General features: G+C 49.0%; 14 protein-coding genes. All 14 read right to left on the bottom strand.

The genetic code is table 11. The features are described from left to right. Nucleotides 1–14: 14 nt before the first annotated feature. The 14 genes from FOY96_RS06740 to FOY96_RS06675 all read right to left on the bottom strand — a co-directional run bounded on the left by FOY96_RS06740 (nucleotide 15) and on the right by FOY96_RS06675 (nucleotide 11,258). Entirely contained in the window at nucleotides 15–3,092 is a 3,078-nt protein-coding gene (locus tag FOY96_RS06740) for a host specificity factor TipJ family phage tail protein (protein ID WP_143346718.1), read from the bottom strand. Continuing rightward, entirely contained in the window at nucleotides 3,089–3,469 is a 381-nt protein-coding gene (locus FOY96_RS06735; RefSeq protein WP_143346717.1) for a nitrite transporter, read from the bottom strand. Before FOY96_RS06735 ends, FOY96_RS06740 begins: the two co-directional genes overlap by 4 nt. A gap of 9 nt (nucleotides 3,470–3,478) precedes the next feature. Beyond that, entirely contained in the window at nucleotides 3,479–3,961 is a 483-nt protein-coding gene (locus FOY96_RS06730; protein WP_143346716.1) for a DUF1833 family protein, read from the bottom strand. Then, the gene (locus FOY96_RS06725; protein WP_143346715.1) at nucleotides 3,958–4,431 is read right to left on the bottom strand and encodes a hypothetical protein; all 474 of its coding nucleotides are present in this window, start codon (nucleotides 4,429–4,431) and stop codon (nucleotides 3,958–3,960) included. The genes FOY96_RS06730 and FOY96_RS06725 overlap by 4 nt, the downstream gene beginning before the upstream one ends. Beyond that, a complete protein-coding gene (locus FOY96_RS06720) occupies nucleotides 4,431–6,989 on the bottom strand; it encodes a phage tail tape measure protein (RefSeq protein ID WP_143346714.1) in 2,559 nt (852 codons plus the stop codon). The genes FOY96_RS06725 and FOY96_RS06720 overlap by 1 nt, the downstream gene beginning before the upstream one ends. Before the next feature lie 3 nt (nucleotides 6,990–6,992). Further along, entirely contained in the window at nucleotides 6,993–7,211 is a 219-nt protein-coding gene (locus tag FOY96_RS06715) for a phage tail assembly protein T (RefSeq protein WP_269473777.1), read from the bottom strand. 47 nt (nucleotides 7,212–7,258) lie between these two features. Beyond that, nucleotides 7,259–7,639 (bottom strand): phage tail assembly chaperone family protein, TAC, encoded by a 381-nt coding sequence (locus FOY96_RS06710; protein WP_143347758.1) that lies wholly within the window; start codon nucleotides 7,637–7,639, stop codon nucleotides 7,259–7,261. A 48-nt stretch (nucleotides 7,640–7,687) separates the two neighbouring features. Then, complete coding sequence (locus FOY96_RS06705; protein WP_143346712.1) at nucleotides 7,688–8,170, bottom strand: phage tail tube protein; 483 nt, start codon at nucleotides 8,168–8,170, stop codon at nucleotides 7,688–7,690. A 53-nt stretch (nucleotides 8,171–8,223) separates the two neighbouring features. Then, nucleotides 8,224–8,592, bottom strand: a complete 369-nt coding sequence (gp17, locus tag FOY96_RS06700) for a tail completion protein gp17 (RefSeq protein WP_143346711.1) — start codon at nucleotides 8,590–8,592, stop codon at nucleotides 8,224–8,226. Beyond that, nucleotides 8,589–9,074 (bottom strand): HK97-gp10 family putative phage morphogenesis protein, encoded by a 486-nt coding sequence (locus tag FOY96_RS06695; RefSeq protein ID WP_143346710.1) that lies wholly within the window; start codon nucleotides 9,072–9,074, stop codon nucleotides 8,589–8,591. The genes gp17 and FOY96_RS06695 overlap by 4 nt, the downstream gene beginning before the upstream one ends. Then, nucleotides 9,067–9,399, bottom strand: a complete 333-nt coding sequence (locus tag FOY96_RS06690) for a phage head closure protein (protein WP_143346709.1) — start codon at nucleotides 9,397–9,399, stop codon at nucleotides 9,067–9,069. The genes FOY96_RS06695 and FOY96_RS06690 overlap by 8 nt, the downstream gene beginning before the upstream one ends. 1 nt (nucleotide 9,400) lies before the next feature. Further along, nucleotides 9,401–9,613, bottom strand: coding sequence for a hypothetical protein (locus FOY96_RS06685; RefSeq protein WP_143346708.1), 213 nt, complete (start codon nucleotides 9,611–9,613; stop codon nucleotides 9,401–9,403). Nucleotides 9,614–9,676: 63 nt separating this feature from the next. Next, nucleotides 9,677–10,003 (bottom strand): head-tail connector protein, encoded by a 327-nt coding sequence (locus tag FOY96_RS06680; protein ID WP_143346707.1) that lies wholly within the window; start codon nucleotides 10,001–10,003, stop codon nucleotides 9,677–9,679. A 43-nt stretch (nucleotides 10,004–10,046) separates the two neighbouring features. Further along, complete coding sequence (locus FOY96_RS06675; RefSeq protein ID WP_143346706.1) at nucleotides 10,047–11,258, bottom strand: phage major capsid protein; 1,212 nt, start codon at nucleotides 11,256–11,258, stop codon at nucleotides 10,047–10,049. Nucleotides 11,259–11,262: the final 4 nt, after the last annotated feature.

Genomic DNA, 11,262 nt, shown 5'->3' with positions numbered 1-11,262 from the left:
TTATCAACTATTATCTAAGCGACATCGCCGGGGTAGGAGGCATCGTCGTACTGATATTTTGCTGGGTTGTACTGGATTGCGGTCACATCATTCGTTCCATCATTTCCCGGTGATATTTCACCTATAAGAGCGTCATAGCCTACACGGATTGAAGAACAGAACATCAGTCGTGGCGGCTCAACTGAAGGATCGCCCATTATCCATGTTTCAGGAGATAACGAGCTGCTGTAAGGGACGGTAAGTGTGAAGTCATCTATCCTGGTTGGAATAAGCAGCGCTGATGCCATGCCCTCCTGGTCACGAATTACAACCCGTGGATTTTGGAAGGACCAGTCAGGTGCTTCACTGAGTGTCAGCGTTATGATGCTGCTGTTATAACTCATCTTCTCAATCAGGCAACTTAGCGTCTGATTACCCGGTATATCATCCGTGAAAATCACCCTGTCCATAAATTCATAACAGAGCGCATCCATTTCAGTCGATGTGTCATGTGAAAGGCGCTGGAGTTGATACCCAAGCAACCTCCGCATTCCAATGCGATACGCTCTATCCTGGTTAAGAACACCATCAAGCTTGAAATTCTCAACTTTCACAGGTGTTGGTTTATCAGGTAACCGGCACTGAACAGTTTCCTCTGCCCAGGTGAGTTCGTTAATGTATGTCACATCAACGCCGTCATAATCATCTTCATTCGGTGCCTTGAAAGATGTTGTCAACTCGGCAGTGGTTTCCTGTGGCGTGATCATACCCGTCCAGGGCTTTACCCCTTCCCTTCCAGCTGATGCCATCCCGTCAGAAAGAAGGAAATATCCCATGCCTGCATTAGTGATCGTCTTCAGCATTTCCAGTGCCGAAACCGTATCCGTTGTTGCAAAGTCAAACGTCTCGCCACGAGGGGTCCAGTAAGTTTCCTCAAGAGCATCAATCGCTGTTCTGTCAATTTCAGTATCGTTATACCCAAGCGACTTGAGCACATGATACAGAGCTGCGCTGATACTTCTGGAACTGCCCTCATCATACTGGCGTGTAGGTGTGACATTTACGCGCCTGTCAGACTGAGCTCCCAATCTGTTGCCTGTTCTGATGCTCAGAGCTATCGTCGTGATATCACGATAGCTCGTTGGCCTTTTAGGTAAGCGTGAACGTAGCGCCTGCCAGTAGACCTGATCACGGGTAGAACCTCCTGCCGGTGCTTCTTTCCTTCGCATACGGATTTCATACTGCCCAGGAGAAACATCGATCACTCTGGTAAAACCAATCTGGTCTTCAACGCTCCTTGTGTATTCCAGCTCTAAAGTTGTCCAGTCTACGGCACCGGCAATCCGGTATTGAATATAAATGCCTACTGTTTTGGAGCGCTTCTTACCCTTGCTGTTGTATTTTGCCAGTCCATTCTGAAAGTTAAGGTTAACCTCAATACAGTTAGTGGTCTCGCCATCAGGACAAGTAAGAAACGGGCCTATCCAGTCATAGTCATCATTTACGCCAGTAACTGAACCATCAAGAACAGTACGCTGAATAAATCCTGTCCATGTCGGATCGTCCGTGATGACTGTATTTCCGGAGCCATCCGTAGTTACCTTCACCCTGCTGACCGTAATGGTTAGCCCAGAAATTGACGTAATTTTATAGCTATATTCTGTTGGATATAATGTCAGACGCTGAGCCCCGACAGGTATTCCGGCAAATTTCGTTCCGGTTGCTGAATCGTAAGCGAGGCGGATACTTGCTGGAACAGCAGCAGTGCCACCAGTGGATTTAACGCCGGCAGTATCAACCGGAGCGCTTCCAAATACACTTAACGGCAAAGTGCTATGGGTAATCGATCCACCAGCAAACGGGCTGCTTTGTTCGTCAATGACCACTCTACCTGAATTATCCCTTGCCCTTAAACCGGATGAGCCAAGCTGGCTGGTTATGGCATTAACAAGACCGCTCATCGTTACATAATTACTGGTCAGGGAAATTGTATACGTTATGGTTTTCCAGGTGACTGTGAAGGTCTGAGGGGTGCTGCTGAAATCATAAGTGGTTGGGGAAGCGCTGGCAGCAATACTCGCTGTGCTTCCACCTACCCCAGGTACCGCTGGAACTGCTGGGCTATATGCGGCAACGAACAAATCAAACGTATCATTATTCACCTCAAGCGTCATGGCCATCCCTACAACCGGAGCCATCTCCGACACAGAGCCATAAATTACGCTGTAGCCGTTGTTGATATCGATGGAATAAGTGTCAGGTGCTTCAATATCAATGATGGTGCCGGTGGTCCAGGAAGGAGGAATTTCTGTATCTTCAGAACTGGACGATGAACCAATCAAAGTAACCGTATTGGTATTAAATAAAATCGCCTCTGAGACAACGCTTACTGTCTCAGGACCGCTTGAACCAAGATCAAGACCGGCAGTGCCAGATGTTGTATTTCCAACCTCTGGTGAGTTGAACCAGTTCTCGGTTCGGGTATCGGCAGAAACATCCGCGCCAGGCGGATAGACGGTATAAGAAACATCTTCCCCAAAAGCAGCGAACGGGGTATTACCAATACGCATTTCTGTCGCAGGAATGGCAAAGCGGCCAATTCCAATATTCAGAAACATGCTGGTGATCATGTCTTTTTCGTTAACGAAACGACTTACCGGCTGTACAACGTAATCTGGCCATACGCGGTACTTGCCGAAAATTTCACGAATTGGATCACCGAGTTTGGCGGTATTCGCTTTCGCCGGGTTGAGGTCAATCTGATCGCCATTACCAGGCTGGCTGTAACCGCCAGTTTGCATATTGCTCATCATAAAGATGGAATACGCAGCACTCGCCACCGCAACCGCAACTGCGGCCCATGCAGCTATCTCCAGACCTGTACCGTATGGCACTGGATAGATTTTAACGTCAGTTTCCTGGTGAAGAATCAAGCCTTCCCACTGGTCTGGTGGCACTGGCTTGTTGTTTACTTCAACTGAAATTGGATGTTCTCTTTCGAGAGTCCACCCTTCAACGTTTTCAGTTAGCCAGCCTGAAAGGCTTACGTCATCATTTTCGTGAGTTTCCAGCGGCTCACCTGGCAGCCTTGACGGGTAGATTCTGATTGTCACTGGTAATACTCCACTTTCACAAAACGACTCTCAAAGCGTGACAGGGGGAGGAATGTGACGTTGGATTTAGGGTTGCACTCAGCAGCATAAAGCGAACCGCCAATATCCACGACAATAGCTACATGCGTTACCATCCCACCCGAATAGCATGCAATCCCCGCCCCTGGTGCTGGATCGCATTTTGTGAGCTCTGACATCAGCCCGCGCGCTTCTCTGTCAAGGCCGTCATTATCCTTTGTTACCCCGGCGAACTCAGGCCACAGAGGCAAATTAAGGTCACTACGGATTTCGTTCACTATCCCGAAACAGTCAAGTTCAGGGTAAACGCGGCCGCCCTTCAGCCAGGTGACTGAACGGTATTTATCTGGATCAAACATGAGCAGTCCTTACGTCAGATAACGAAGACCAGGGAAGTCAGGGAGTGTGTAACGGTAACGGGGCCACGCGGTATCAAGGATATTCATATAGCCTGCTGTAATCTGCACCTCGGTAGCAGTCCATGACCCGCCTTTAATCGCCAGCGTATAAGGAGGTGCAGCGGGTGCGGTAAGGTCAGATGAAACGTAACGCCTGAATGTCAGGCTGGCATTGCTCAGATTATCAAGCGCGTTTCTGATAGCCGTTGAAACCACCCCGTCAATATTGCTGATGGCAAATTTCAGGTCCTGCGTACCATCAGCGTTTCTGGCTGGTAAGGCGATATCAATCGCAGAGCCGGTGAACGTTTCCTGTTGCCCATTTTCCAGTGTCACCGTGATATCGTCCCAGCCACGCGTTAACCAGTAATCGACGCCGCCCACTGTTATTTGCAGGGTATCAATGATCACCTCATCACCACTGCTGGCATAGAGCCTGTTTAATACCGTCATGCTGCTGGCCACTCCCTGTTAAGCGCAATGTCGATAATATCCATCCCGGTAATAAATTCCGGGAACTGGCCCCATGGCGGAGGAAGAACAATCGGACGATCATAGAGTTCTAACTCTGCGGTGTACTGCCAGTAGTTTCCCCCTATGATGTTTGGCCCCTGATAGATATCAGTGAAGCGACAAACCTTTGAAGACTCGCCTCCAGGTGTTCGTAGCTTCATATTGAACCATGCTGAGCCGTCAGTTATTGCATCACGAAACCATGCCTCAAACGCCTGGGCCTCCATATCAGTGAATGTCCATGTGACACTGGCCATTGTCGGGGTAGACATATAGCGTCTACGCTGTCTTGCTCGACCTGAAGTTAATGACGTTCTGAGTAACGGGCTTACCGGCTTTAATCCATATCCCTCCTGAAGAGGGACAGGAAGCGAGTCGTGCGGATAGTTGATATTGGTTGTGATAGCCATTAGCCCCTCTTCCTCGATGCAGTCCATCCACTATTCAGAGCTTTCGAAGCTTTACCGGTTCCGGCAGAAAGATCGTTAGCCGTCATCTGATGACCAAGAGCTGCGCCACGTTTCACAGCATCCTCTATCAGTAACAGCGTACGCTGGTCAGGGTCACCATGAATCTCGATAGGAACGGTAACATTTCCTGCCTGCTGTGCTGATGATTGTTTATTAACACGATCCAGAGTGGCATCCAGTTTTGCACTGGTTTTAGCTGTAGTAACCCTTTCACCTTTCTGTAATAACCAAGTCCCTGTTTCTGGCACGCTGTCCATGCCATCGTGTGCCATACCAGAAAGAGCTGATACGCTTACACCAGCAACCAGGGGAGCGGTGATAGCTGCTGCGGCAGCCATAGAAGCAGGCGCTAGTGCTGGACCAACGATAGGGATTGCAGCTGTTGATGCGTACGCGGCGAGCTGAGCCTGGAATGATGTCGCCTGTGCATTACCTATCAGTGTTCCTGCTGCGGAAGCCTGAGCAGTTTTACCGACAAGCAGTTGAACACCCTGATACACCAGCCATTGGGCGGCCATCTCCGTAAGGGTTTTAATAACTATCTGGCCGAGGTCAGAAAAAACGTTGCTGAAGAAATCACCAACGCTTTCAGCACCAGTAATTAAATCCTGAAGATTATCTGCTATAGAAGACGTTGCGCTATCAAGGATAGATGTCATCCCATCAGCGGCAATCTGATAATAGTCAGATGACTTCTCAGCATAATCATTCAACGAGTCGAATATTCCGCTTTGCCAGTCGCCCATCTTGTCATCAGATTTTAGGTAGTAGTCCTCCTGTATTTCCAGACGTTCATTCAGAGCGTCCTGTAGCTCCTGCGTTTCTTTGTCATAGAGGGATTTTGTAATGTCTCCACTCTGATACTGTTTCTGAAGATCTGCTTGTTTTTCAAGAAAACCACTCTGAATATCCAGTAGTTCCTGCATGCGCTGGCGCGTCTTCTTGCCCATACCAGCACCAACGAACTCCGCATCATTGGCAGACTTGTCGTTTTGATTTTGCTTTCTGAGATTTGCCGCGAACTCTGCAAGCTTCAGGTTTTCCTCATTGGACTTTTTGAGAGCATTAAGCCTGTCAACCTCTGTAGCTAACTGCTGAAGCCTCTCCTGCTGGGCGGCATTAATGCCGGTTAGCTTGCCTGTTGTTAAATCGAACCGGAGTTTTTCAACCTCGGTTACTTCCTGATTTTTTTTACCGGTGACGTCGATTAACGCGATCTGGCGCTGATAACTCGTTTCCAGAGCCTTGAATGCAGATTCAAGTTTCTTGGCACCTGCGTCAGGGGTAACTTTACCGTTAGTGCGACCTGGAGGGAGTCCAAATTGTCCGGCTGTTCCAACAGTAGCCGAACCCAGAGGAAGGGCTCCAACAACTGGTTTAGCAAGTTTATCTCGGGTTTGAATGAGCATACTCAGCTCATCGTTGAGAGCTTTAACGCTATCATCACCACCGGTGAACCAGGAGAACATTGATTTATCCTGAGAGTAAATACTCTTTCTTCCCTCAAGATTTTTTTGAAGATAAGCAATGCGCTCATTAACCTGATCAATGTTGTTGAGGTCAATTTTACCGCTCAGAGCCGCAAATCTATTGCCAGTACTTGCGGCGAGTTGACCAGCACCTGCTGCCGCTTTAACAAGCCAGCCAGCGAGTTGAGCAACCTCAGAAACCAGGTCAGCAAGTCCCTGTAATACTACCGGGTCGGTTAAAACATCCCGAAGCTTATCCAGAGACTTTTGCAATGGGGTAAGATCAACTTTTGCCAGGCCTGCGGCAATCTGAATTTTAAGCCCCGAAACTTGTGCCTCCATATCTTCGAATAACTGGTTTACCTTTACCAGGTCATCAATAGAGGAAGGGTCTGGTGCTACCCCGTATTCTTTCGCCAGATCAATAAACTGTTTCAGTTTTTCATTATTGTTATCAAACAGCGGAAGCAGTTTTGAAAGATCATTGCCTAGACTTTCAAGAATGGTTGTCTTTTCAGCATTGGTGCCGATTTTTCCAAGAGACTCACCAATCGCCAGAAGTTGTTTGTCAGGGCTTACTTTTGATAATTTCTCAGCAGACAGGCCAAGAGCATTCAGCGCATCAACAGCCTCACCAGATTTATTAAGGACTGCGTCTCCAATTTTATCGCCAATATCTTTGAAGATATCGGCCATCTGATCGCCTGATACGCCTGCCTTTTCTGCAGCAAACTGCCAGGCTAAAAGCTCCTGTGTAGATATCCTTAACGACTTTGCCCAACGGTCAGTTTCGGTTATCTGCTTGGAAGTACTTTTCAGTAACTGAAAGCCAGCAGCACCAACAGCCAGACCTGCAGTTACTGCTGCAGCACCAATGCCAGCCAGCGCCGCACTGGCTGATGCCGCATCATCCTGTACCTGTTTGCTCCACTTCGCTGAAGCGCGTTCTGCCTGATTAAGACCTGAAACAAATCCACCAGTTTTTGCAATCAGGTCGATTGTCAGTGTACCGAGATTTTTCCCAGCCATAATTTATGTCCACTCCTTCATGGCCTCTTCGAGAGTGATCGCGGGCGCGTTGATGTGGGGGGTGAAGTCTGTAATTCTGAAAGGTGGGGTATCTTTTCCCCGGTTGATGTTTGCCAGCACAGAAGCAACCAAGCCGGCAGCCCATTCGGTGCGCATCATTGGGTTAAGGCTGCCGAACTTGGAACGGTACACTGACCAGATTTGATATTCCCTGATGCTCAACTTTTCCTGGGCTTCAGCAATGGTCCTTCCACCTATGCCATTGAGGACTAATTCACACCAGAATTCGTCTTCTGCACTGAGCTCTCCTTTCCCAGAGAGTTAACTTCCTGGATTGCTACAAGGAGGGCAATAGTCAGGCTTCCATCGAGGGCCCCACGCTCAGGATCAGCATGTCCGGTAATATCATCAGGAGTGAAAACAGGTTCGCCATTCTCATCGCAAATGGAAGAGGCAATACGACCAGCCACCCCGTCTGATTTTCCGCTCAAAGCAAGGATGTCAAACTTAGCAGAATGATATCCAATTGGACGCACATAAGTCGTGGCCACATGTTTTTTACCTTCCTTATCGGTCCATTCAATCTCCTTCTCTACCGGACGACCGGTGAATGCCCCTGCATTTTTAATCGTGTCGAGCGTCAGTTTCATCATCATCTTCCATTAAAAAGCGGGAGTAATCCCCCGCATGTTTTATCTTTAACTCCCGGATTCGACCTTACGAACCCAGACGCCAGCTCCGCTGCGCTGCAGAGTTGCGGCCGTCGTTACAACCGTGTTCTGCTGCCAGTCAAACGGGAAGTCACTGACATACGCCTGGAAGGTGTACCAGGTTCTGTCAGGTGGCAGGTCCATTTCCCCATTAACCAGCGTTGGAGCGCTTTCACCATCAGACCAGCCAATAGCCCATTGGATGACTTCATCCTGATATTGGTCATCTTCAGCGAGTTGCCACATTAAGAAATGCGATTCGTTTTTCGGGTCGGCATTAATCGTTGCCGAAGCTTGCCCTGGCGTGCGCAATCCCTTCTTAAACTTCTTACTGTTACGCTCACTAAGACAAGTATCTTCGATCTGGTCAGCCGGGTTGGTGCCAGGGTTAAAGTTGGTAATACATTCAATCTCGTGGATCACCCCACGAATTAACCCATACAACTGGGTTCCCTGCGTCAATACAGACATAGTTATCTCCGGACATAAAAAAACCCGCCTAAGCGGGTTTGTTGAAGGTTACTTTATCGGGGGACTATCCAGTCGACATCAAATGAATAGTGGTAACTTTTGGTTTCATCATCCCGGTCCTGCTCACCCCATCTGACGATATAAGCATGAGGTTCAATTGCATCGCGTAATGCTTTAGCAACAGCGATTGCTTCTTCTTCGCTTTTTGCATATACGTCAACCTGAATCGAAAATGAGTCAGCATCTGGACGCTGCTTTAAATAGTTTTCAGGGCCACCACCAGGCATGTTTGTCCACACGGCATATGGGTAAACAACCTGATCCGTCTGAAGTTTAAATGGATACAACCTGACAGGGCTTGAACCAAGCAGATTAATAACCTCAGAACTGGCAGAGCATATAGGAAATATTGGAGCTATCATGCTGATGTTCCCTTTTTCTGAGCTCGCTTAATAGCGCGATCTATACCGGCTTCAAAGTTCACAGAAAAGGTTGTAAAAACCTCATTCATGCGTGAATTCGCAGCAGCTCTAACCAAAGGTTTAGGTGACATTTTTTCGGTACCAAACTCCAGTAAACGCCAGTGTGGCGTGGGAGCATCTTTTGCCAGGCTTGGATCTTTCTTCAGAACTGCCCCCTGAAGAATTCCTACCCGGAAAGCCAGATCACCTGTTTGTTTATAGCGTCTGTTATTCCAGCGAACGGCGGCATTATCGGAGATTTTACGCGCGGTGTGAGGGTCGTCTAAACGCATGGCATTCTGTTTTACTTGTTCAAGAATTACATTGGCCGCTTTTCTTAGAGCTGCTCTTCCCGACTTGCGCTTAGTCTCGCTCTGTATGGCATCCAGTTTTCCAAGTAAGGAATCAATACCAGTAAGTTTAAATTCGACACTGTCAGCCATCGCTTACCCCCATTGAACACGGAAGAGTAAGATATTCATTCCCGCTTTTTGGATCAGGTAAAACACCTTCGATATTGTATATTCCACCGCGAAAAAGGATGCGATGTTTGCGAGTAATCCCGGTACGGAAGCGAATCGTTATGCGGGTAGTGATTTCTCCCTGCGATGCCTGCGCCGCGATAAATTCACGGGCAGACAACGGGTAAACCTCTGCCCAGACAATTGCGACATCACGCCAGGTTTTATTTACAGCTCCTGTATCAGGATTCTGTGCCGTCACCGGCTCCTGGATTGTTACCTGGTGCCGTAATTTCCCGGCCTGCATACTACCCCCTTGCTTTTTGGCTGAGGTATTGTGGCTTCAAATCATCAAGCGCAGAAATTTCGATTGTGTCATCTTCAGCCATAGACTGGATAATGAGGTCACATAGTGCCACATTCGAATCAGCCAGTCGGTTTATCGCGTCCGTTTGTGCCATTTGCGCTGCTGTCTGTTCGCGTAGCGCCGATATCAGTTCGTTTGCCTGTTGCTCGTTCATACGCAATTTTAACCCATTTTTTTAACCACTCGCGCCTTTCAGCGCATCCTGAACAGGACATTTTTACACCCCGTAAATTCGGTATGGTTGCAGCAAGGCTTCAACTGCAAAGGGTACTTCTGCCACTGTCTGGCCGACGGACACTGTCTCTCTGTTGGCATACCAGTGTCCGATCAGCAATAACATGGCTGTCTTAACATCATCATTCAGTAGAATCGGATCCGGGTCGTCTGAATAGCCAGGGCTGCTTTCGTTCTCATACAGCGTTCGCCTTGTCCATGTCTGGACGTACCGGGCCGCCGCACCGGTGTATAAAGTCAGCAGGGCATCATCACCGGTAAAGTCGGTATCAATTCGGCAGTGCTGTTTCACCACATCTTGATCAATCATTTGTTTGCCCCGAAAAAAAGCGGCCCGAAGGCCGCAATATTTATCAGCTACCCGCGCCGGTGCTGAATGAACCGTACACGAACGCCTCAGGGCGTTTCACAGCCAGCGCCAGACGTTCTTCGCAACGGATGGTGATCATGTTTTTCTCGAAGTCGTCGGCGTTCTCCGTGGAGATCACCACGTTCGCATCTTCGCGGTCGAAGATTTGCGCGCCAGCGTTGAATGCACCGGTCAGGAATTTACCCTGGAAGGCTGCCGCTTCCGTTGCAACAACCGGCAGACCCCACAATGTCGGGCCAGTCAGTGCCGCCGGGTTTGCCAGGATGTAACGGCCCAGGCTGTCTTTTGTCAGCTCGATCCGCGCCCAGTCAATGAAGTGAAGAACGTGACCGGATGCAGGGAAGCGCGCCAACTGCGCCTGCAACATTGCCAGACGCAGATCATCAATCCCGCTCTGCTGTTCGACAGTGAACGCCGGATTAAAAGCGGATGCCTGAGGAACGATGCCATGCAGATGAACGCCGGTACCATCACCGAAGAGAATTTCCTGCTCTTCTGCATACTTCAGCCCGTAGCGCATTTCGGCATCAACGGTGGACTGCAACTGTGCGAAGTCATCCAGGATCTGCTTTGAGGCTTTGAACAGGTGGGCGATAGTGCTGACGCCAGTGATTTTAGGCGTGAACTCAATTTCGCTGTATGGTTTCTGCGTATTTTCAGGAACCACTTTCGCGTTATTGGTAAAGCCTGTCTGCTGCACCCAGAAAATAGCCGGGGAGGAAGTGCGACCTGGTGCAATCAGATCGCGGATGAACAGGCGCTGCTTCGGTGCCGTATCAATACCCGGCAGGCGCTGAGGCTCCACAACACCATCAGGAACATCTGCAGAAGTCAAAGCAGCCTTCACAGGGATGCTGATACGTTTACCACCTTCAACACCGGCAGCAAAGGTTTTGAGCGCCTCGGCAGAGATCACCTGCTGGCCGATTGACTCCACAACATGCTTCGCGTTTGCCAGCGGCATCTGGGCAACATGTTGTTCCAGTTCGCCCATAGCTGCCTTCAGCGTTTTTTCTGCCTCACGCAGTGCGTTGAACTCAGAAGCCATTTTATCGACGGCTGCCTTTGTTTCTTCTGACAGCTTGCCGGATTTCTGCGCCTCTTTGAGTGCATCTTCTGCTTTAGCGTTGAACTTGCCGGTTGCCTCTTCAATGCTGGCCGTGACTTTTTTCAGAATATCGTTTACTTCAGACATAAAG

The sequence above is a fragment of the Enterobacter asburiae genome, from assembly GCF_007035645.1.
GTDB lineage: Bacteria > Pseudomonadota > Gammaproteobacteria > Enterobacterales > Enterobacteriaceae > Enterobacter > Enterobacter asburiae_B.
This window is presented reverse-complemented; position numbering and strand designations above follow the sequence as displayed.